This window comes from Neorhizobium tunisiense (genome assembly GCF_039631515.1).
Taxonomy (GTDB): domain Bacteria; phylum Pseudomonadota; class Alphaproteobacteria; order Rhizobiales; family Rhizobiaceae; genus Neorhizobium.
In genome coordinates this window covers 83,455-102,926 of sequence record NZ_JBDIUU010000013.1, presented here as the reverse complement: position 1 = coordinate 102,926, position 19,472 = coordinate 83,455, and the positions used below count along the sequence as shown (strand labels likewise).

The 19,472-nt window shown below is 63.4% G+C and carries 20 protein-coding genes; 8 read left to right on the top strand and 12 right to left on the bottom strand.

Features of this window, described 5'->3' with window-relative positions; translation table 11 throughout:
* The 5 genes from ABCW43_RS28430 to ABCW43_RS28410 all read left to right on the top strand — a co-directional run.
* Nucleotides 1-646, top strand: a 646-nt coding sequence (locus tag ABCW43_RS28430; protein ID WP_345930690.1) for a methyl-accepting chemotaxis protein, incomplete at its 5' end; no start/stop codon positions are given.
* Nucleotides 646-1,137: a chemotaxis protein CheW gene (locus ABCW43_RS28425; RefSeq protein WP_345930689.1), complete on the top strand. Its 492-nt coding sequence runs from the start codon at nt 646-648 to the stop codon at nt 1,135-1,137. The genes ABCW43_RS28430 and ABCW43_RS28425, both read left to right, overlap by 1 nt.
* Nucleotides 1,138-1,175: 38 nt before the next feature.
* On the top strand, nt 1,176-2,039 hold the full coding sequence (locus tag ABCW43_RS28420) for a CheR family methyltransferase (protein WP_345930688.1): 864 nt from the start codon (nt 1,176-1,178) through the stop codon (nt 2,037-2,039).
* A 3-nt stretch (nt 2,040-2,042) separates the two neighbouring features.
* Nucleotides 2,043-3,125 carry a protein-glutamate methylesterase/protein-glutamine glutaminase gene (locus tag ABCW43_RS28415; protein ID WP_345930687.1) on the top strand — a complete coding sequence of 361 codons (1,083 nt, stop codon included), beginning with the start codon at nt 2,043-2,045 and terminating at the stop codon, nt 3,123-3,125.
* Nucleotides 3,126-3,241: 116 nt separating this feature from the next.
* Entirely contained in the window at nt 3,242-3,946 is a 705-nt protein-coding gene (locus ABCW43_RS28410) for an AAA family ATPase (RefSeq protein ID WP_046602809.1), read from the top strand.
* Here ABCW43_RS28410 and ABCW43_RS28405 read toward each other — a convergent pair whose 3' ends face one another.
* The 9 genes from ABCW43_RS28405 to ABCW43_RS28365 form a co-directional block, all read right to left on the bottom strand.
* A complete protein-coding gene (locus ABCW43_RS28405) occupies nt 3,947-4,993 on the bottom strand; it encodes an NAD(P)-dependent alcohol dehydrogenase (RefSeq protein ID WP_345930686.1) in 1,047 nt (348 codons plus the stop codon).
* A gap of 74 nt (nt 4,994-5,067) precedes the next feature.
* Nucleotides 5,068-5,808, bottom strand: coding sequence for an SDR family oxidoreductase (locus tag ABCW43_RS28400; RefSeq protein ID WP_345930685.1), 741 nt, complete (start codon nt 5,806-5,808; stop codon nt 5,068-5,070).
* Nucleotides 5,809-5,881: 73 nt separating this feature from the next.
* Nucleotides 5,882-6,328 carry an aconitase X swivel domain-containing protein gene (locus tag ABCW43_RS28395; protein ID WP_345930684.1) on the bottom strand — a complete coding sequence of 149 codons (447 nt, stop codon included), beginning with the start codon at nt 6,326-6,328 and terminating at the stop codon, nt 5,882-5,884.
* Nucleotides 6,328-7,599 carry an aconitase X gene (locus ABCW43_RS28390; protein WP_345930683.1) on the bottom strand — a complete coding sequence of 424 codons (1,272 nt, stop codon included), beginning with the start codon at nt 7,597-7,599 and terminating at the stop codon, nt 6,328-6,330. The genes ABCW43_RS28395 and ABCW43_RS28390 overlap by 1 nt, the downstream gene beginning before the upstream one ends.
* A 10-nt stretch (nt 7,600-7,609) precedes the next feature.
* Nucleotides 7,610-8,947, bottom strand: coding sequence for an FAD-dependent oxidoreductase (locus ABCW43_RS28385; RefSeq protein WP_345930682.1), 1,338 nt, complete (start codon nt 8,945-8,947; stop codon nt 7,610-7,612).
* A 201-nt stretch (nt 8,948-9,148) separates the two neighbouring features.
* The gene (locus ABCW43_RS28380) at nt 9,149-10,057 is read right to left on the bottom strand and encodes a LysR family transcriptional regulator (RefSeq protein WP_345930681.1); all 909 of its coding nucleotides are present in this window, start codon (nt 10,055-10,057) and stop codon (nt 9,149-9,151) included.
* A 118-nt stretch (nt 10,058-10,175) separates the two neighbouring features.
* Nucleotides 10,176-11,783, bottom strand: a complete 1,608-nt coding sequence (locus tag ABCW43_RS28375) for an acyl-CoA dehydrogenase family protein (protein ID WP_345930680.1) — start codon at nt 11,781-11,783, stop codon at nt 10,176-10,178.
* Between the two features lie 6 nt (nt 11,784-11,789).
* On the bottom strand, nt 11,790-12,551 hold the full coding sequence (locus ABCW43_RS28370) for an SDR family NAD(P)-dependent oxidoreductase (RefSeq protein WP_345930679.1): 762 nt from the start codon (nt 12,549-12,551) through the stop codon (nt 11,790-11,792).
* Nucleotides 12,548-14,404, bottom strand: a complete 1,857-nt coding sequence (locus tag ABCW43_RS28365; protein WP_345930678.1) for a feruloyl-CoA synthase — start codon at nt 14,402-14,404, stop codon at nt 12,548-12,550. The genes ABCW43_RS28370 and ABCW43_RS28365 overlap by 4 nt, the downstream gene beginning before the upstream one ends.
* A 133-nt stretch (nt 14,405-14,537) precedes the next feature.
* Between ABCW43_RS28365 and ABCW43_RS28360 the strand changes: the two genes are divergently transcribed.
* The 3 genes from ABCW43_RS28360 to ABCW43_RS28350 are packed head-to-tail and all read left to right on the top strand — an operon-like array spanning nt 14,538 to nt 16,701.
* Nucleotides 14,538-15,332, top strand: coding sequence for a crotonase/enoyl-CoA hydratase family protein (locus ABCW43_RS28360; RefSeq protein ID WP_345930677.1), 795 nt, complete (start codon nt 14,538-14,540; stop codon nt 15,330-15,332).
* 12 nt (nt 15,333-15,344) lie between these two features.
* On the top strand, nt 15,345-15,800 hold the full coding sequence (locus tag ABCW43_RS28355) for a MarR family winged helix-turn-helix transcriptional regulator (protein WP_345930676.1): 456 nt from the start codon (nt 15,345-15,347) through the stop codon (nt 15,798-15,800).
* 25 nt (nt 15,801-15,825) lie between these two features.
* Nucleotides 15,826-16,701: an amidohydrolase family protein gene (locus ABCW43_RS28350; RefSeq protein WP_046602797.1), complete on the top strand. Its 876-nt coding sequence runs from the start codon at nt 15,826-15,828 to the stop codon at nt 16,699-16,701.
* On the opposite strand, the gene ABCW43_RS28345 is transcribed toward ABCW43_RS28350, so the two are convergent.
* Genes ABCW43_RS28345 through ABCW43_RS28335 form a run of 3 tightly spaced genes read right to left on the bottom strand, consistent with a single transcriptional unit; the run spans nt 16,698 to nt 19,371 of the window.
* Nucleotides 16,698-17,711 (bottom strand): LacI family DNA-binding transcriptional regulator, encoded by a 1,014-nt coding sequence (locus tag ABCW43_RS28345; RefSeq protein ID WP_345930675.1) that lies wholly within the window; start codon nt 17,709-17,711, stop codon nt 16,698-16,700. The genes ABCW43_RS28350 and ABCW43_RS28345 overlap by 4 nt on opposite strands.
* Nucleotides 17,712-17,713: 2 nt before the next feature.
* Nucleotides 17,714-18,553 (bottom strand): ABC transporter permease, encoded by an 840-nt coding sequence (locus ABCW43_RS28340; RefSeq protein WP_345930674.1) that lies wholly within the window; start codon nt 18,551-18,553, stop codon nt 17,714-17,716.
* Complete coding sequence (locus ABCW43_RS28335; RefSeq protein ID WP_345930673.1) at nt 18,550-19,371, bottom strand: ABC transporter permease; 822 nt, start codon at nt 19,369-19,371, stop codon at nt 18,550-18,552. The genes ABCW43_RS28340 and ABCW43_RS28335 overlap by 4 nt, the downstream gene beginning before the upstream one ends.
* Nucleotides 19,372-19,472: the final 101 nt, after the last annotated feature.

Below are 19,472 nucleotides of genomic sequence, written 5' to 3'. Positions count from 1 at the left end.
GAAGATCTCGATCGTCCAGGAAATCGCCCGCCAGACCGACCTTCTCGCCCTGAACGCCGCGGTGGAAGCCGCCCGTGCCGGCGAACACGGCAAGGGCTTTGCGGTCGTCGCCTCGGAAGTCCGCAAGCTTGCCGAACGGTCCCAGGCTGCCGCGGCGGAAATCAGCGCACTTTCCGGCGATACCGTACAGGTTGCGACGGAAGCGGGCGAAATGCTCAACAAGCTGGTGCCGGACATCCAGAAGACCGCCGAACTGGTCTCGGAAATCTCGGCTGCCTGCCGCGAGCAGGATATCGGCGCCAGCCAGATCAACGAAGCGATCCAGCAGCTCGACAAGGTGACCCAGCAGAATGCCGGTGCCTCGGAAGAGATGTCGGCGACCTCGGAAGAACTCGCCTCGCAGGCTGAAGAGCTGCAGGCCTCGATTGCATTCTTCAAGGTAGATCGGGCCGGATCCAAGCAGCGGAGCCAGCCGGTTCCGGCCGCCAAGCCCGCACCGGCCAAATCCAGACCCCAGCCGGCGCCTAAGGCCTATTCGGCCGGTCATTCAGTCAACGCACAACAGGCCCGCGTGAAAGGTTTTGCCCTCGACCTGTCGATGGGTGGCCCGGACGCGGACGATGACGATTTCAGGGAGAGCGCATAATGGCAGGCATATCCTCCGAATCCCAGTTCGTAACCTTCAGCCTCGGTGATGAGATTTTCGCGGTCCCCGTCGAGGTGGTCCGCGAGATCCTCGACCACGAGGAGCCGTTCAAGATCCCGCACGGCCCGGAATATCTGCTCGGCCTGCGCGATGTGCGCGGGCAGGGCGTGCCGGTGATCGACCTTCGTCTTCGCCTCGGCCTGACGAAGACGGTCAGGACGCCGCATACGCGCATCCTGGTGCTCGACGTGCCGGTCGCCGATCGCGTCCTGGTGCTCGGCCTTGTCGCAGACCGGGTCTTCGAAGTGGTGCCGTTCCGCAAGGAACAGATCGAGACGGCGCCGGATATCGGGGTGCGCTGGCGCTCCGACTATATCGCCGGCGTGGTGCGCCGCGAGAGCGGCTTCGTTGTCGTTGTCGACCTTGCAAGGCTGTTTTCGGATTCCGGGTCGGCGCTCGCCGATGTTGGGCCGCAGTCCCAGGTCGCATGATGGAATTCGCATAACCGAATAGGTTCTTGTACGGGGGCATGCGCGTGAGTGCAGCAATGAGGAGCCAGCCGCTCGATGACCGGCTGAGCAAGCGCAACTTCGATCTGCTTTCGAAGTACATCTACGACTATAGCGGCATCAAGATGCCGCACAGCAAGATGACCATGCTCGAAGGACGGCTTCGCCGGCGCCTGCGCGTCACTGCGATGCCGACTTTCGACAGTTATTGCGACTACCTCTTCAAGCACGGAGGTATCGAGGCCGAATCGATCTTCCTCATCGATGCGGTGACCACCAACAAGACCGATTTCTTCCGCGAGCCCAAGCATTTCGACTACATGATGCAGACGGCATTGCCGGACATCTTGAAAAGCTACGCCGACAGGCGCATCCGCACCTGGAGTTCGGCCTGCTCGACGGGCGCCGAACCCTATACGATGGCGATGGTGCTTTCGGAATTTCTGAGTACGTCGACGCCGGAACGGGACTATTTCGTGCTCGCGACCGACCTTTCGACCGACGTCCTGCACAAAGCCCAACGCGGCATCTACCAGAGCGATCTCCTGGCACCCGTTCCGCCCAACATGATGAACAAATATGTCATGCGTTCGTCCGACAGCCGGCGGCAGGAAGTGCGGATTTCACCGAAACTGCGCTCGCGCGTCGGTTTCGCCCGGCTGAACCTGATGGACAACGCCTATCCCATCGGCGATCCGATGCACATGATCTTCTGCCGCAACGTGCTGATCTATTTCGACAAGCCGACCCAGCAGCATGTGCTGTCCCGCCTTTGCGAAGCCCTGCTTCCCGGAGGTTATCTGTTCATCGGTCATTCGGAAACCGTGACCGGCTTCGATCTGCCGATCCGGCAGGTGGCAAATACTGTGTTCAAACGGATATGAACCATGAGCGGCAAAATCCGAGTTCTGATCATCGATGACTCCGCCAGCGTCCGCCAGACGCTGACAGCCGTCCTGTCGGCCGATCCGGAAATCGAAGTCATAGGAGCGGCCAGCGATCCCTTCATGGCGGCGCGAAAGCTGCGTGAGGAAATCCCCGACGTCATTACGCTCGATGTGGAAATGCCGCAGATGGACGGTATCACCTTCCTGCGCAAGCTGATGTCCCAGCATCCCATCCCGGTGGTGATGTGCTCGTCGCTGACCGAAACGGGCTCGGAAACGCTGATGCAGGCGCTGGAAGCAGGCGCAGTCGATATCATCCTGAAGCCGAAGATCGGCGCGGCCGACCATCTTGCCGAATCCGGCGAGCGGATCCGCACTGCCGTCAAGGGAGCAGCACGCGCCCGCGTCGGCCGGCTGCGCCCGTCGCGCATTGGCGAAGGTGGCACGACGGCCAAGCTGACGGCCGATGCGGTGCTTCCGCCTCCCAGGGCCGGAGCCATGGCGAAGACTACCGAAATGGTCGTCTGCGTCGGCGCCTCGACCGGCGGAACCGAGGCGCTGCGCGAGCTTCTCGAAGCCATGCCGGCCAATTCCCCGGGCATGGTCATCGTCCAGCACATGCCGGAAAAATTCACCGCCGCCTTCGCCAAACGCCTCAACAGCCTCTGCGAAGTCGAGGTCAAGGAAGCCGCCGACGGCGATCCCGTACTGCGTGGCCATGTACTGATCGCCCCCGGCGACAAGCATATGCTGCTCGAACGGCGCGGCGCGCGTTACGAGGTCTCGATCCGCTCGGGTCCGCTCGTCAGCCGCCATCGCCCTTCCGTCGATGTGTTGTTCCGGTCCGCCGCCCGCTCGGCTGGCGGCAACGCGATGGGCGTGATCATGACCGGCATGGGCGACGACGGCGCCCGCGGCATGAACGAGATGCACCAGGCGGGCGCCTATACGGTGGCCCAGGACGAAGCGTCGTCGGTAGTGTTCGGCATGCCCAAGGAAGCCATCGCCCATGGCGGCGTGGACAAGGTCGTTTCGCTCGAACAGATCGCCCGGGAAATCCTCGCCGCCGATCGTCGGCGGTAAGATCTGGCAACGGATTTTTCACGTCTCGTTAACCATGTTTGGCAAGAATGGGCCAACGCATCATGAGGGTGCGGTGAGAGAGCAATCTTATGCTCGTAGCCGGACAGGGACCCAAGATGCCAGTCATTACCTTTGCCAACACCAAGGGCGGAGCGGGCAAGACCACCGCTGTACTCCTTCTTGCAACCGAACTCGTTGAGCAAGGCTACCGCGTCACCATCCTCGACGCCGATCCGCAATACTGGATTACCCGCTGGCACATGCTCTCGCCGCACAACGACAAGCTCAACGTCATTTCCTACGTGACGCAGGCTTCGATCGACCGGCATATTTCCGAGAACCGCCACAAGACCGATTATTTCGTCCTCGACCTGCCAGGCGCCCAAAGCCCGCTGCTCGCCAAGGCGATCGGCCTTTCGGACCACGTGCTGATCCCGATCCAGGGCTGCGCCATGGATGCCCAGGGCGGTGCAAACGTGCTCGAACTGCTGCGCTATCTCGAAGAAAAGGCCAATCTGCGCGTGCCGCACTCGGTCGTGCTGACCCGCGTCAACTCGATGGTCACCACCCGGGCCCTGCTCGCGGTGAAGATGCTGCTTGCCGAGCGCAAGGTCGAAGTGCTCGATACGCCGATCATCGAACGCGCCGCCTTCCGCGATATCTTCGATCTCGGCGGCACGCTCTACACGATGGACGAAAACCGCATCAGCAATCTCGACAAGGCCCGGCAGAACGCCCGCCTGTTCGCGCTCGAAATGCTCCGCCGCGTGCCGCTCCACAAGCCGGCCTCGCTTTCGAAACGCTTCGTCCGCGCCGCCTGATCAGGCCTTGCCGTTCAGGACGATCTGCAGCTTGACGTCCGAGGGATGTCCGGCTGCGGCACGCTCGAAGGCCGTGATCGAATCCTTGAAATCGAAGACGCCGGTGATCAGCGGCTTCAGGTCGACCTTGCCGGACGCGATCAGTTCCAGCGCCCGGTCGAAGATGTTGGCGTAGCGGAACACCGTCTCAAAGCGAACTTCCTTGGAGATGGCGCTCGAGACGTCCAAAGGCACCGGCTCGACCGGCAGGCCGACCAGCACGAAGGCACCGCCCGGCCGCACCAGATCGAGCATGCCCTGATAGGCCCTCGGGCTGCCGCTCGCCTCAAACACGACATCCGCGCCCCAGCCGCCGGTCGCTTCGGCGATGACCTCGGCAAACGGTCGTTCGGTGATGTTGACGGGGATGATGCCCGGGTACTGGCCGGCGATCTTCAGCTTGTCGGGGCTGAGGTCCGAGATGAAGACGCGGGCGCAGCCGCCGGCAAGGGCCGCCAAAGCCACCATGATGCCGATCGGGCCGGCACCGATCACCGCCGCGACATCGCCGGGCTGGATGCGGGCGCGGCTGGCGGCCTGCATGCCGATCGCAAACGGCTCGACCATCGCTCCTTCGGCAAAGGAAACGTTGTCCGGCAGCTTGTAGGTGAAGGCCGCCGGGTGGATGACTTCGGGCGTCAGCACGCCGTGGATCGGCGGCGTGGCCCAGAAACGGACGTCCGGATCGACGTTGTAGAGGCCGAGCTTGGAGGCGCGCGAGGAAAGGTTCGGCACGCCGGGTTCCATGCAGACGCGGTCGCCGACCTTCAAGGTCTTCACCTCGCTGCCGATTTCGACGACGATTCCGGCTGCTTCGTGGCCGAGCACCATCGGCTCGCGCAGGACAAAGGGACCGATAGCGCCGTGGGTGTAATAATGGACGTCGCTGCCGCAGACACCGACCGTGTCGATGGCGATCTTCACGTCGCCCGGCCCGACCTCGGTCGGAAGATCGATCTCCCGCAATGCGAGGACGCCTTTTTTCTCGAGCACCAGTGCCTGCTGCATGGAGTGTTCCTTCCGGTTATTTTCTGACGCTGGCCGAGTTTCCGGGCGAGATCAAGGCGCCCTGGCGGCTGTTCTCAGCCGCGGCCGGCGTAAGGCATCCCGTTCGCCATCACCGTCATGAACAGGACATTGGCCTCCAGAGGCAACCCATCCATGTAAAGCACCGCATCGGCCACGTGCTTCGTATCCATGACCGGCTCCACCGCGGTGGTCAGGTCGGGCTGCAATGCGCCTTCCTTCATCCGCACCGTCATCGGAGTGTCGGCATTACCGATATCCACCTGGCCGCAGACGATGTTGAGCGCCCGCCCATCGAGCGCGATCTGGCGCGTCAGGCCGGTGATGGCGTGTTTGGTGGCGGTGTAGGCGGCCTGGTACGGGCGCGGCACATGGGCCGAGATCGAACCATTGTTGATGATCCGTCCGCCGCCCGGGTTCTGCCGCCGCATCATTCCGAAGGCCGCACGGGCGCAATAGAAGGCGCCGTTGAGGTTGAGATCGATGACAGCCCGCCAGGTTTCAAGCGGCAATTCGTCGATCGGAATGGCGGGGGTGCCGCGTCCGGCATTGTTGAACAGAAGATCAAGGCGGCCATAGGCCTCTTGCGTCGCGGCAAACAAGGCCTCCACGGCGGCCGGATCGGTGACATCCGTCGGCACGACAAGCGACTGCCCGCCGGCCAGTTCCGCCGTACCCCGCAGCTCGCTCTCACGCCGGCCGGCAAGCACGGTCCGATAGCCTGCATTCAGAAGCCCGGTGGCGACGGCCCTGCCAACGCCCGAGCCCGCGCCGGTTACGATTGCTACTTTCGACATGCTTCATCCTCCCATCTGTGATGGCGGACGTTATAGTCGGCTATCGGCACCGCCGTCGAGTGCGTGCCTGCCATCACTTGAGGGATTTCTTGGTCACGGTCACCGTGCCGGCATCGGCATCGACCACGACCCAATCACCGGTCTCGATCACCGAAAGCGGGTCCTGGTCCAGCTCGGTGATCGCCGGGACGCGGGTGACGACGGCGCCGAGCGCGATCTTGGTGGTCATCCGCGTGAAGATCATCGCCGCCGGCTGGACGCCGTTCAGGCGCGTCATGTGGAAATAGGCCGACCAGCCGGACGAGCCCTTCGCGCCGGGGAAAACGAGAATCTTGCCCGCGAAGGAAACGCCGCGCATTTCGTGCCGGCGCTCGATGACCGTGCCGGTGCGTTCGTTGATGCCGCCCCAGCCGGAGATGGTCTCGGTGGTGACGAGCGCCTCGCCCTCGGCGCGGCCTGCCACGACCTTGCGGCCCCTGAGTTCGATGATTTCGGGTCTTGCTTCGGTCGCGATATCCATCAGACCCTCCCGTTCCACTGGCCGGTCAGGGCCGCATCGACGCAATCGCTGACCGAGCCGAACCAGCCCTGCACGCCGGTGATCGCCGGCAGGTAATGCGCCTGCTTGGCGGAATCGGTGGCAATGACCTTGGTGCCAGCCGGCAGGCGTCGGGAAATGGCGGGACAGGTGTCGCTCATGACGACCCCGCCTGCCTCGCGGATGACGTCGATATAACCGTTGCGCTCGGCGACCTGTTTGATCGCACGCGGCGTATGCACCCAGAGCTGCACATCCGAATGGATCTTTTTGTTCTCCAGCATGTGGGCGATCAGCGCCATCTGGTCGATGGAATTGTGCGGACAGCCGAGCATGATGAAATCGACCTTTTTCTCGGTCGAGCTCTGAAGCTTCTCGTAGGTCTCGCGGCGCTCCTTGGCGCCGTAGCGGAACGTGCCCTTGACCTTGCGGCCGCCGAAGGCTTCCTCGATCGAATCCGCTTCCGGCGTGATGCCGGGAATATGGTACATCTCGACCCCGCCGGACGACGCGGCGGCGGCACCAAAGTGCTTGAGCTTGATCAGGTCGGGCTGGCGGCCGGTGCGCTTCAGCACCGGGATCTCCTCGCCGATCACCTCGCCGATGTAATAACCGAGCAGGCCCCAATCCATCATGTCGTCGACCTCGATATCGAGCTCGACCAGATGGGTGCCCCGGCGGTTTTCAGTGATGTGGAAACCCCAGTAGGGAATGCGGCCGGTGAGTGCCGCCGCGCCGGTGCTTTCCTTGCCCTCGACATTGGTGCGAGCGCCGAGAACCGAATTGCAGTAGATGACGGCCGACGATTCCATCCAGGCGCAGTGTTCGCCCTTCACCGGCACGTTGCCGACCTGATAAGGCGTGCAGGTGGCGAACATGTTGACGCCGCGCCGCCCCAGGTATTTCTCGTTGGCGCGCTGCATGTCGACCAGCGACTTGTCGACGCCCTGCAGTTCCCAATTGTCGTTGTCGATGCCGGTGATCAGCTGGCAGGTATGCGCCACCATGTGCGGCACCTCGACCACTTCGTCGCTGTCGAGGTTCAGTTCGGAATAGACGTGTTCCATGCCTTTTTCGGCAATCGCCTGTACCGAGGGGGTCGAGGCGTTGAAGGCGCCGGCGACATTGTTGGTCTCGACCAGCCGTTCGGCGCCGAGCGCCTCGCCGTAACGGACGAGCAGGTCCATGGCGCGCGCCTTGGCGCGGCCGTGCTCGCCGTCATACATGGCCTTTTCGTGATCTGTCAGATTCATCGGACCCTCCTCACGACGCAGCGCGCGTTTCCGCGTTGGCCCACCGATAATGCTTCTTTTCGACGTTGTCGGAAACTCTTTCGCGCAATGCTGCAAGATCGACCTGGTGCACGCTGCCGGTGCCGGCAAGGTCGAGCGCGTTGGCGGCGGCCATGCCCATGGCGATGCAAGGCCCCATGACGCGGATGCTCGAAAGCGCCGCCGAATCCGCATCGACGCAGCGGCCGGCGGCGGCAATATTGTCGCATTCGTCCGGCGTCAGGCTGCCGAGCGGGATGTAATGGGCATGCTCTTCGTCGAAGGTGATCCAGTGATGGCCATCGCCATGGTCATGCAGTTCGATCGGCCAGGCGGTGCGGGCAATGGCATCGTCGAACCTGGTACCGGCCTTGATCTCATCGACGGTCAGGTGATGGCTGCCGGCGATCCAGCGGGTCTGGCGGATGCCCGGCAGGCCGAAGGAACGGATCCGGGCATTGCCGAAACAGTCCGGGAATTCCGCTTTCAGGAACTCCACGGCGCGGGCCGCCTGATCCTTGCCTTCGAGCGCCTTCCGGGACGCCTCGACCGGGTCGAGCGGGGTTTCCACATGCGTCATGTTCATGGCGGCGATGCCGCGACCGGGAATGGTGAAGCCCAGGCCTTCGCGCCGCAGCAGGCCGTAGCTTGTCGCCTTTTCCTTCATCCGGTCGCCGATCTCGTAGCGGGTCGGCTGCCTGGCTTCGTCGATGTTTTCCAGCACCACCATCTGGGTGCCGAAAACGCCGCCCTTTTCCGGCTGCCGGCAGGCGAAGCCTGCCTGCCACACGAGTGCGGCGTCGCCGCTCGCCTCGACCCAGCCGGTCGCCTCGATCGAGACACCGCCATAGCGGGTCATGAAATCGGTCTGCACGACGCGGCGGCCTTCGACATGTACGTCGAGAATCTGCGCGCCGAGCACGACCTCGATGCCGGCTTCCAACACGCTCTGCTCCATCCAGCGACCGAGGACGACTTCGTCGTAATAGACGACTGTCGTGTTCGGCCCGTGGCGGTAATAGATCGACCGGTCCTGGGATTCCAGATGGGCGAGCAGCTTGTCGGCGACGCCATAGGTGAACTGATAACCGTGCGTGCCGTTCGAGAACAGGCCGCAGAAGGTGGCGATGATCGAGTTGACGGCCTGCCCGCCGAGCGCCGCCTGACCATCGACGATCACCACCTTGCGCCCGAGCCGGGCAGCTTCGAGTGCGGCCGAAATCCCGGCAATGCCGGCGCCGACGACGCAGATATCCGCCTTGAGCTTGCGGAACGGGGCCGACTTCTCGCGCCGGACGATCCGCGTTTCCCTGCTCAGCGTTTCCGCCATCGAAGCCTCCCATTCCAATGCCGCGCCCTCCCGGCGCTTTGGTACTGATGGTAACCCAAGCCGCCTCGCCTTGAACCCGGCAAGTGATGCGATCAGCTTTCTTGTTTCGAGAAAGGTAACGGCCGGAAATCCACGCGGCTTGGCGTCAGACAGAACGGCGGACCCGGACGCGGAAAGCTTCCGACACGCTCGGAGGTCTTCTCAGAACATCGGAATGACCTGATCCGGCACCCCTTCCGCGAACCGTTTCTGCACGTAGGATACGAACTCCGACACCACGACCTTGTTCATCTTGATCCTCGGCACCGAGGCCTTCACCCAGAGCGGCTCGACCGGAAACTCCGGCATCACCTCTTCAAGCGCGCCGCTATCGAGATCCGACCGAGCGAGGAACCTCGGCAGGATCGCCAGGCCCAATCCCTGCCGGGCAGCGGCGAGCAGGACCCGGCTATCGTTGGCCGTGAAATTCGAAGTGATCTCCACGTTGAGCGTGCTCGTTTCCATCTGGAAGGTCCAGGTTGTGCCGATCGTGTGGAAGGTGATGCATTCGTGGCCGACGAGTTCGGTGGGCGTCTTCGGCCGCTTGCGGCCCGCCAGATAACCTCGCGACGCGCACAGCACCCGCGGATAGGGACAAAGTGGATGATCGATCACGTAGGCGTAGGATTGCGGCAGGGCGCCGATCGCCACGTCGAACCCTTCTTCCAGCGGATTGACCGAGCGGTCGATCAGCACGATCTCCATCTTCACCCGCGGATTGGCGGCCTGGAACGCGGCGCAGATATCGCCGAAGAACATCGAGGTCAGCGTCGTCGGCGCCTTGATGCGCAGCGAACCGGTCAGCCCCAGTTCGTGGGTATTCGGCGTCGCCAGCGTCTCCTCGATCTCGCCGACCAGAAGCTGCAGACGCGGCCTCAGCCGCTCACCGTCGAGCGTCAGGGCCAATCGCCTTGTGGTGCGCACGAAAAGCTGGGTGTTCAGATGCTCTTCGAGCCGCTTGACCCGCTTGGTGATGACCGAGGTCGCGACGCCCAGGTCACGGCCAGCGGCGGAAAAACTGCCGGCGCGGGCGGTTGCCAGGAAGGCACCGATGTCGAGAAGTATGTTCACTGTCTTTCTCGTTTCGAGAAAAAATCCTGACCGGTATCACGCACATATTTTCCGCGGTTCCGCAACTCCCGCCGCGTTCCATAGCCGGCGTCCTATTTGATTGATCGCCCTCGATGGATCAGCCGCAGCGGGCGCAGTGGAAATCGAATTCCGCAGCGAGTTTCCCGACCGCATCGGTTTCCGAGATGCGCAATGCCATCCATATGGACACGGCCGACCAGGCGGCCCGCATATAGCTGTCGGCGCGGTAGAGGGCGGCATCCGGATCGCTCTGAAGCGCCGTTATCCGCCCGCTCAAGCGCTCGAACCCATCCAGGACCATGAGAGCCTGTTCCGATTCCGCCGGGTGTTCGGCGATATAAGCGTCGATCTCGTCGCGCGCCTTCTCGAGGAAAAGCGCGAGCCCTCGCCCCTCGTCTCGCCAGAGGCGGCGGGTCAGGAAATCCAGCGCCTGCATGCCCGTCGTACCTTCATAGATGGTCATGATGCGGGCATCGCGCAGATATTGTTCGAGCGGCCAGTCGCGAGTGTAGCCGACACCGCCAAGCACCTGGATCGCCGCCGTCGCCGTCTCGAACCCCGCCGCCGCGCCAAAATTCTTGATCAGCGGCAGCATCCAGCCGGTGAAATCCTCCAGCCCGGATTCGGGCTCCAGCCGGGCGATATCCATGGTCGTGGCAAGTTCGAGAATGGCGGCGCGCAGGATTTCGGTGGAGCTGCGGATTTCATATAGCTGGCGCTGCACATCCGGATGGGTCGAGATCGGCACCGGCGGCTGGTCCGGCCGTCCGCCCTGGCGGCGCTCCCTGGCATAGTCCTCGGCGATATCGGCGGCGGCGGACGCAATGCCAAGCCCCTGGCAACCGGTGAGCAGGCGCATCAGCTCGATCATGGTGAAAAGCTGCGGCAGCCCGCGACCTTCCCGGCCGAGCAGGATGCCCTTGGCATCGTCGAACCGCATGGCGCAGGTGGGCGAGCCATGCAGGCCCATTTTCTCCTCGATCCTATCGACCGAAACGCCGTTCGGCTTGCCATCGATGAGGTTCGGCACCAGAAACAGGCTGATGCCGCGCGTGCCCGGCTCTCCGTTGGTGCGGGCGAGCAGGCAATGGCCGATGCGCTCCGCCATGTCGTGGTCGCCGAACGAAATCCAGATTTTCTGGCCGGTGATCAGCCATTCGCCGTCGCGCAATTCGGCTTTTGTGCGCAGCCGGCCGACATCCGAGCCCGCTTCCGGCTCGGAAATGCAGATCGTCGCCGCCCATTCGCCGGCGGTGAGTTTCGGCACCCATTCCTTCGCGGTCGTCTCGTCGGCGGCCTCCGCCAGAAGATGGGCTGCCGCCCGTGTCGAGCCGGCGGCCATCATCAGCGCCACACAGCCACGCTCGAACAAGGGGGAGCAGGCGGCATGCAATGTGAGAGGAACGCCCTGGCCGCCGAATTTTTCCGGAATATCCATGCCGAGCCAGCCCGCTTCAGCATACTGCCGGAAAGCGTCGGCAAACCCGTCCGGCGTCTTCACCCGGCCATCAACGACCCGTGCGCCCATCCGGTCGCCGACCGCGTTCAGTGGCGCCAGCATCCCTTCGGCAAAATTTGCCGCCTCGCCGAGGATCGCCGCGACCGTCTCGTCATCGCAATCCTCACGGAGTTCCTTGAGCCGGTGCCAGCCCGGCGTCAGGGCGAGAAGTTCCAGTGTCCGGTCGGCCTGATCCGCGAACGACATGATCGGTCACCGCGGCTGCATGCGCAGCGCGCCGTCAAGCCGGATCACTTCGCCGTTGATATACTGGTTCTCGATCACAAACCGCACCGCATCGGCGAATTCGCCGGGGGCGCCCAGTCGCGAAGGATAGGGGATGGCGGCAGCAAGACTGTCCTGCGCCTCCTGCGGCAGCTCGTAGAGCAGCGGCGTCAGGAAGATGCCGGGCGCCACCGTATTGACGCGAATGCCGAAGCGGGAGAATTCGCGCGCCGCCGGCAAGGCCAGCGAAACGATGCCGCCCTTGGAGGCCGCATAGGCCGCCTGGCCGATCTGCCCCTCGAAAGCCGCGACGGAAGCCGTGTTGACGATCACGCCGCGCGCCTTGTCCTCCCGCTCCGGCAGGCCCGTCATGCGATCCGCGGCAAGACGCAGCATGTTGAACGTGCCGATCAGGTTGACGCGGATCACCCGCTCGAAATCGGCAAGCGGCATCGGACCGTTCTTGCCGACGATCCGCCCCGCCGTGCCGATGCCGGCGCAGTTCACGAGGATACGCAAACCGTCGCCGGCTTTCGCCGCAACATCCAGGGCTCTCGCAGCATCGTCCTCGCTCGTCACATCTCCCGAAAGCGCCACGCCGCCGATCTCGCCCGCGACCTTTTCGGCCGCCGTCTGGTTGCGGTCGAAGACATGCACCACGGCGCCAAGCTTTGCGAGCAGCCGAGCCGTCGCCTCGCCCAGTCCCGATCCGCCGCCGGTGACGACAGCGCTCGTTCCTTCGATCCTCATGCCGCCCGCTCCTTGCTAACCTTGATCACGCCCGGCGCATCCCCATACAGTTCCTCGACGAGGTCGCCGCGATGGGCGAGCACGGCGCGCTGGTTGATCGAGCCCTTGTCGGTTACCTCGCCCTTTTCGAAACGCAGCGGCTGGGTCATCAGCATCATGCGCATGACCCGCGTCGCCGAACCGCTCGATTGGCGCTGGTGTTCCTTCAGCCGCTCGGCGATCGCCGCCCTCACCTTCGGATGGGCAACCACCGCCTCGTCGGAAAGGCCTGCCTCGCCACCGACCAGCTCCCGCAGCGCCGGCATGAAGGGAACCGCCAGCGCCCCGAGCTCGGCCCGGTTCTCGCCGGTGATGACCGCATCGCGGATCAGCCCGCCGAACTGGTTGACGAGCTGGGCGCGCAGCACCCCGACCGCCACCCAGGTACCGGTCTGCAGCTTGAAATTCTCCGCCGTGCGGCCGTCGAAATAGAACCCCTGGCGCGGATCGCCGGGCACGGCGAATTTCACCGCGTCGCCGATCCGGTAAAAGCCTTCCTCGTCGAAGGCTTCTTTCGTCAGCTTCTCGTTTCGCCAGTAGCCTGGGGTGACGTTCGGGCCCTTGAGGCGAAGCTCGTATTTGTCGTTGATCGGAACCAGCTTCATGGTGACGCCCTGGCCGGGGACACCGATATTGCCGGGTTTTTCCTGCGGGTCGGTGCAGAAGATCGCGAATGGGGCGGTCTCCGTGGAACCGATGCCGGTGCCGAGCGGCACCTGTTCACCGATGGTCATTTCCGAAAGCTCGATCAGCGCGTCCCAGGTGTGCTGCGCCATGCCGGCGCCGGCATACATCAGCAGCTTCAGGTCCTTGAAGAAGGTCTTGCGAAGCCCCTCGTCTTCGCGCATCGCCTGGATCAGCATCTCGTAACCGGCCGGCACGTTGAAATACCAGGTCGGCGAGATCTCCTTCAGGTTTGCGATCGTCTGACCTATCAGAGCCGGGCTCGGTTTGCCGCGGTCGATGTAATATGTGCCGCCGTTGTAGATGGCGATGTTGAAGACCTTGTTGCCGCTGGCGGTGTGGTTCCAGGGCGCCCAATCGACCAGAACCGGCGGCTCGTCGCGGAAATAGGAATAGCAGTCGGTCACCATTTCTTGGTTGGAGCAGAGCATGCGCTGGGTCTGGATGACCGCCTTGGGCGAACCGGTCGTGCCCGAGGTGAACAGGAATTTCGCCACCGTATCCGGCCCGACTGCATCGAAAGCCTTGTCGACGGCAGAAGACGGCTCCGTCTTCAGGATATCGTCGAGGAGATAGGTGTTGGGCCGGTCTTCCGGCAGGTTGCGCATCCCGGCAAAGGGGACATCCGCCCCGAATGCCGTATCGACGGCCTTGCAGAAGGCTCCCGCATCGTCGGCGAAGATCAGGCCGGGGGTGATCTGTTTTGCGATATCGTGCAGCTTGGAAAAGTCGGAGGAGATGGTCGCATAGGCCGGCGCGATCGCTGCCGAAGGGATGCCGACATGCTGGGCGCCGAGCGCCATCAGCGCATGCTCGATGGAGTTTTCCGAAAGGATGACGAGCGGGTTTTCGGCCGAGAGCTTCATGTCCAGCAGGAACTGGCCGATGCGCCGCACCTGATCCAGCGCCTCAGCAAAACTCACCCTGCGCCACTCGCCGGTGCCTTCGCGATCCGCCATCCAGGTTCGGTCGGGTGCGGTTTTTGCCCAGTGGATCAGCCGCTCGTTGAGCTTGTCGGGATAAGGGCCGAGCGGATCCTCACGCCAGACCACGAATTCGCCGTTCGGCCGTTCTTCCCAGCCGACCACAGGCGACCACAGCTTCACGTCACGCACAGGTTTTCCGCTCATGACTTCTCCTCCCAGACGTCAGTGCTCCCTCTCGGGCTCCCAAAATTTGTTTACAAAGAAACAATCTCCCTGTAAACGATCAAAAACTGATGACGGGCTGGGGAGCGTCCGTTGCTGGAGGAGAATGCATAACATGGCCGATCAGACGGCAACCAGCTTCGTGACCTATGAGCTCAAGGGCAATGTTGCCCATATAGGTCTCAACCGCCCGGAAAAGCGTAACGCGATCAGCGACCGTTTCGTCGAAACGATCGCCGAGACTGTGGCGCGCGCCGAAAGCGAGGCGAAAGCCGTCGTGCTGTTCGGTCATGGCGATCACTTCTGCGCCGGGCTCGACCTTGCCGAACACGTCAAGAAAACGCCGATCCAGGGCGTGCATGGTTCGCGCCGCTGGCATGCGGTATTTGCCGGCATCGAGCACGGCACGATCCCGTGGATTTCCGCATTGCATGGCGCGGTGGTCGGCGGTGGGCTCGAACTCGCATCCTCCACCCATATCCGCGTTGCCGACAAATCCGCCTTTTTCGCGCTGCCGGAAGGCCAGCGCGGCATTTTCGTTGGCGGCGGCGGCTCGGTGCGCGCTGCCCGGCTGATGGGCGTTGCGCGCATGACCGACATGATGCTGACCGGCCGCGTCGCTTCGGCGGAAGAGGCGGAGCGCTGGAACCTCGCGCAATACGTCGTCGAAAAGGGCATGGCCCGGCAGAAAGCGCATGAGCTTGCGGAAGCGGCCGCCAGCAACGCGGAAATCTCCAATTACGCCGTCATCAACGCGCTGCCGCGGATCCAGGACATGGCCAAGGAAGACGGGCTTTTCGTCGAATCCTTCATTGCCTCCTTCACCGCCACCAGCCCGGAGGCCGAAGAGCGTCTGCGCGCCTTCCTGGAAAAACGCGCCGCGCGGCTGAAGGCACCGGGTTCGGCATAAGGGGAAACGCCCATGGACATGCCGATCCGTACGGCAGACGAGGTCGAACTCGACCGGCTCAATTCGGCGCTCGGCTTCCTGATGCGGCTGGCGCAGCTCAAGATCTACGAGCGTTTTTTCGAAGAGGTCGGTGAGCATAATCTGAAGCCTGGGGAATTCTCCGTGCTCTGGGTCATTCTCCACAATCCCGGCATCCGCCAAAGCGTGCTCGGCCAACGGCTGATGATCAAACGTGCCCATATGACCAAGCTCATCCGGGCGCTGGAGGATCAGAACCTTGTTTCGCGGAAGGTGCCGGATGGCGATCGCCGGGCCGTGGAGATCACGCTTACCCCGGAAGCTGTCACGAGGGTCGAGCAGGCGAGCCAGTGGTTCTTCACCTATGAAGACTCTGTCGGCGCCAACCTTACCGGTGACGAGCGCCAACAACTGACGGCCCTGCTACGGAAATTCGTAGGCCTGGGCTGAATTTAAGGATCGGGAGGAGCGAACCTTGAACATCGACGAGCTGATCGCCATCGACGTCCACACCCATGCGGAAGAACCCTGCTGCGGCCCGCGCGACGACGGCTATGACCAATTCCAGGCCGGCATGGCCAAATATTTCAAGAACCCGGCCGGCCACAAGGGCATGCTGCCGACGGTCAACGAGACCGCCGTCTATTACCGCGAGCGCAAGATCGGCTGCGTGATCTTTCCGGTCGATGCCGAGCGCGAAACCGGTTTCCGGCGTTACAACAACGAAGAAGTGGCGATGATCGCCGCCGAAAACAGCGACATCATGATCCCGTTCGCCTCGATCGACCCCGCCAAGGGCAAGATGGGCGCCCGCGAGGCGCGCCGGCTGGTCCGGGAATTCGGCGTCAAGGGCTTCAAGTTCCACCCGACCATGCAGGCCTTCTATCCGAACGACCGGATGGCCTATCCGCTCTACGAGGCGATTGCCGAAGAAGGCGCGATCACGCTGTTCCATACCGGCCAGACCGGCGTCGGCGCCGGCATGCGCGGCGGTATGAACATGCGGCTCAAATATTCCAACCCGATCTATCTGGACGATGTGGCGGCGGATTTCCCCGACATGCCGATCATCCTCGCGCATCCCTCCTTCCCCTGGCAGGAGGAGGCGCTTTCCGTCGCGACCCACAAGCCGAACGTCTATATCGATATGTCCGGCTGGTCTCCAAAGTACTTTCCGCAGATCCTGGTGCAGTATGCCAACTCGATCCTGAAGCACAAAATGCTGTTCGGCTCCGACTGGCCGGCGATCACGCCGGACCGCTGGATGGCGGACTTTGCCGCGATCTCGATCAAGGACGAAGTGCGGCCGCTGATCCTCAAGGAAAACGCCCGCAAGCTGCTGAAGCTTTAAACCGGGACGAAGCTCTTTCGCAGGACCAGTTCGGGGATGACCCTCTCGTAACCCGGCGAAGCGTCCGGGTTTTCCAGCCGCCGCTCAAGAAGCTCGACGGCCCGCAACGCCATGGTGACCGGGTCCTGGCGGAAGGTGGTGAGGCTGTAGCTCAGCCAGGCCGCTTCCGGCACGTCGTCGAAGCCGATCACCGCCACGTCTTCCGGAATGCGCTGCTTCGCCTCGATACGGATGAAGTCCATCACCCCGAAGGCGATCTGGTCGTTGGCGCAGAAGATGGCGTCCGGACTTTCGCTGCCGGCAAACAGTTCGCGGGCGGCGGCGATGCCGCTGTCGTAATCCGAATCCGGCCCTCCGGCGGATCGCACCTCGGCACCGAGCGCCCGCGCCGCCGCCAGGAAGGCGGTTTCACGCTCGGCGATGCTCGGCGTCCCGGATTGCGAACCGACGACGGCGAGGCGCCGCCGGCCGGCCTCGAAAAAGGCATTGGCGGCCTTGCGGGACGCCTCGGAATTGCCGGCGCGGACGTGATCGGCATCCGGCTCGGACCGGCCAATCACCACCAGCGGCTGGCCGTTGCGCTGCGCAAGCTCGAAAAAGCTTGCGGGCGGCGAGCCGGACAGGATGATCGTCGCCTCGGCGCGATGGCCGATCAACATTTTCTGGGCGGCCAGCAATTCCTCTTCCGCCTGTCCGGTATTGATGAGGATCGGGATGCTACCACGCTGGATCAGCGCCTTGGCAAGTGCTGCCGTCAGGTGGGCGCGAAAGCCGAGTTCCGGCTTGGTGGCGACGATGCCGACGAGCCGGCTCTGGTTGGCGAGCACGCCGCGGGCGAGGTCGTTGACGTGATAGCCGAGTTCTTCCGCCGCCCGCAGCACCTTTTCCCGCGTCGCCGGTGCTACGCTCGCGCCGGGCGTGAAGGTGCGGGAGACGGCCGAACGGGAGACGCCGGCGAGGCGAGCGACCTGTTCGGCGCTGACGAAGCGCATCCGTTTTTCGTCCTTCATGCTCAATGCCCCACGCGCGAAAGGACGTCCGCCTTCAGGAATCGCTCGACGATCAACATGAACACCAGGGAGGGGACGAGCAGCAAGAGGGCTGTGATCGATGCGATCTGATAATTTCCGCCGGCAGCGGTCGTATAGAGCAGCAGCGGCAGCATGTTCACGTCCGGCGCACCGACGAAATAGCTGCCGGTGAATTCGTCGAGCGATTCCAGGAAAACAAAGATGGCGCTCGCCATCAGCCCGGGTGCCGCCAGCGGCAGCGTCACATCGAGGAAAGCCCGGAAGGCGCCGGCCCCGATATTGCGGGCCGCCTGTTCGAGCTCCGCGTCGATCGCCGAAAAGGCGGCCGTCGCGATCCACACTGCATAGACCAAGCCATGCGAGACGTGAACCAGCACGACGCCCGGAATGGTGCCGTTGAGCCTGATCTCGTAGAAAATGCGGGCGATGTTCACATACACCGTCAGGTTCGGAAACGCCTGCGGAATGAGGAATGCGAGCAGGATGAGGCCGCGGAACGGCAGCTTCAGCCGCGCTAGCGCGTAACCGGCCGGGATCGCCAGAGCCAGAGAGACGACGACGGTGAGCAGCGCCACGACCAGCGAATTGGTGAGCGACTCCATCGCTCCGCCGCGTGGAGCGAATACTTTTGCCCAGGAACTGAAGCCATATTCGAGCGGCAGGCTGTAGGGGAAATACCACTTCTCCGCCACCGTCCAGAGCATGAGGTTGAAGAGCGGCCCGAAGATGAAGAAGGCCATCAGCCCGAAGACGATGCCGCGCGGCACCCACCAGAGAGCAGCGAGAGGATAGCGGGCGGCGGGATTATGGGCGGCGGTCATGCGCGCTCCTTGAGGCTGGCGCGCAGATAGATCCATGCGACGGAGGAGGCGAGCACGAGCGAGATCAGGCCAAGCGCGTTGGCAACGCCGTAATCCCCGTAGGAATTGACCCGGAAGGCGATGTCGGCGGTCAGCATGGTAGGCGACTGGGCGTTGATCATCAGCGGCACCGAGAGAACCGACATCATGGTGACGAAGGAAAGGATGAGGCCGACGGTCAGCGTCATCGCCGCCTGCGGTACGACGATCTCCAGCAACAGGCGCAGGCGGGAGGCGCCGAGATTGCGGGCCGCTTCGATCGTGTCGCGGTTGATGGAGGCCATGGCGCCGGCGACAAGCAGCGCCACGAACGGCGTCTGCTTCCAGACGAAGGCGATGACGATGCCGCGCCAGTCGAGGAAGCTCACCGCATCGAGCGGGGTCAGCAGGCCGAGATTGATGAAAGTGTTGTTCATCATGCCGTTCTTGGCGAGGAACGTGCGGAGAATCTGGCCGACGACGATGAAGGGAATGAACATCGGCCAGCGATAGAGCCAGCGCAGGATGGCGACCGCGACCGGATGTTCACCGAGCGTCAGATAACCACCGATCGCAATCGAGGCGATGCCGATCAGCACCGTCGACAGGCTGACGATCACGACGGTAAAAATGATGTCCTTGGTGTAGAGGTCGAAGGTCTTGGTGAAATTGCCCCAGCCGAAAGCCCCCTCCACCTGGAAGGCGCCGACCGCCGACATGATCAGCGGCAGGATGAAGAGAAGGGCGATCACCGCGAGTGCCGGCAGCACGAGGAGGAGACCGAGGAGGCGTTTTGGCATGGTTCGACCAAAGATGATGAGTTTGGGGCCTACCGCCACCAAGCGGGCGACCACGTTCAGGTTCTTGCGAAGTGAGCGCCGCAGTCCTCCCTCTTCTCCCC

What these genes read in the sequence shown, in the direction of transcription:
- ABCW43_RS28425 (WP_345930689.1), top strand. Translation starts at nt 646, where the DNA reads ATGGCAGGCATATCCTCCGAATCCCAGTTCGTAACCTTCAGCCTCGGT.
- ABCW43_RS28420 (WP_345930688.1), top strand. Translation starts at nt 1,176, where the DNA reads ATGCGCGTGAGTGCAGCAATGAGGAGCCAGCCGCTCGATGACCGGCTG.
- ABCW43_RS28415 (WP_345930687.1), top strand. Translation starts at nt 2,043, where the DNA reads ATGAGCGGCAAAATCCGAGTTCTGATCATCGATGACTCCGCCAGCGTC.
- ABCW43_RS28410 (WP_046602809.1), top strand. Translation starts at nt 3,242, where the DNA reads ATGCCAGTCATTACCTTTGCCAACACCAAGGGCGGAGCGGGCAAGACC.
- ABCW43_RS28405 (WP_345930686.1), bottom strand. Translation starts at nt 4,993, where the DNA reads ATGCAGCAGGCACTGGTGCTCGAGAAAAAAGGCGTCCTCGCATTGCGG.
- ABCW43_RS28400 (WP_345930685.1), bottom strand. Translation starts at nt 5,808, where the DNA reads ATGTCGAAAGTAGCAATCGTAACCGGCGCGGGCTCGGGCGTTGGCAGG.
- ABCW43_RS28395 (WP_345930684.1), bottom strand. Translation starts at nt 6,328, where the DNA reads ATGGATATCGCGACCGAAGCAAGACCCGAAATCATCGAACTCAGGGGC.
- ABCW43_RS28390 (WP_345930683.1), bottom strand. Translation starts at nt 7,599, where the DNA reads ATGAATCTGACAGATCACGAAAAGGCCATGTATGACGGCGAGCACGGC.
- ABCW43_RS28385 (WP_345930682.1), bottom strand. Translation starts at nt 8,947, where the DNA reads ATGGCGGAAACGCTGAGCAGGGAAACGCGGATCGTCCGGCGCGAGAAG.
- ABCW43_RS28375 (WP_345930680.1), bottom strand. Translation starts at nt 11,783, where the DNA reads ATGTCGTTCGCGGATCAGGCCGACCGGACACTGGAACTTCTCGCCCTG.
- ABCW43_RS28370 (WP_345930679.1), bottom strand. Translation starts at nt 12,551, where the DNA reads ATGAGGATCGAAGGAACGAGCGCTGTCGTCACCGGCGGCGGATCGGGA.
- ABCW43_RS28365 (WP_345930678.1), bottom strand. Translation starts at nt 14,404, where the DNA reads ATGAGCGGAAAACCTGTGCGTGACGTGAAGCTGTGGTCGCCTGTGGTC.
- ABCW43_RS28360 (WP_345930677.1), top strand. Translation starts at nt 14,538, where the DNA reads ATGGCCGATCAGACGGCAACCAGCTTCGTGACCTATGAGCTCAAGGGC.
- ABCW43_RS28355 (WP_345930676.1), top strand. Translation starts at nt 15,345, where the DNA reads ATGGACATGCCGATCCGTACGGCAGACGAGGTCGAACTCGACCGGCTC.
- ABCW43_RS28345 (WP_345930675.1), bottom strand. Translation starts at nt 17,711, where the DNA reads ATGAAGGACGAAAAACGGATGCGCTTCGTCAGCGCCGAACAGGTCGCT.
- ABCW43_RS28340 (WP_345930674.1), bottom strand. Translation starts at nt 18,553, where the DNA reads ATGACCGCCGCCCATAATCCCGCCGCCCGCTATCCTCTCGCTGCTCTC.
- ABCW43_RS28335 (WP_345930673.1), bottom strand. Translation starts at nt 19,371, where the DNA reads ATGCCAAAACGCCTCCTCGGTCTCCTCCTCGTGCTGCCGGCACTCGCG.